This is a genomic window from Paenibacillus sp. GbtcB18, assembly GCF_019091125.1.
Lineage (GTDB): Bacteria > Bacillota > Bacilli > Paenibacillales > NBRC-103111 > Paenibacillus_F > Paenibacillus_F chitinolyticus.
Genome location: NZ_JAGXJX010001030.1, coordinates 1 through 228, shown reverse-complemented (window position 1 = coordinate 228; position 228 = coordinate 1). Strand labels below are relative to the sequence as shown.

Annotated in this window: 1 pseudogene; it reads left to right on the top strand. The window is 61.4% G+C overall.

The features are described 5' to 3' along the window. A pseudogene (locus KVT34_RS31560) lies at positions 1 to 223 on the top strand (MocR-like pyridoxine biosynthesis transcription factor PdxR); the annotation flags it as partial. Positions 224 to 228: the final 5 nt, after the last annotated feature.

Sequence of the window (228 nt, the reverse complement as noted above, 5' to 3'; positions counted from 1 at the left end):
GCTCCGCGGGCGTGACGATCGGCCGGAGGCGGAACTGCCCCGGCTGGCGGAAGCGTACGGCGGTCATGTGTCATCGGCGGCGTTTTATTGGCCGGGGACGGTCCCGCCGGAAGGCGAGAAAGATTTTATGGTCGGATTCAGCGGGATTGCGGAAGAGGACATCGAGCCGGGAATACAGAAACTGAAGGAAGCGTGGTTCGGCGACGAGAATCTGGCGTCGTGAATTTT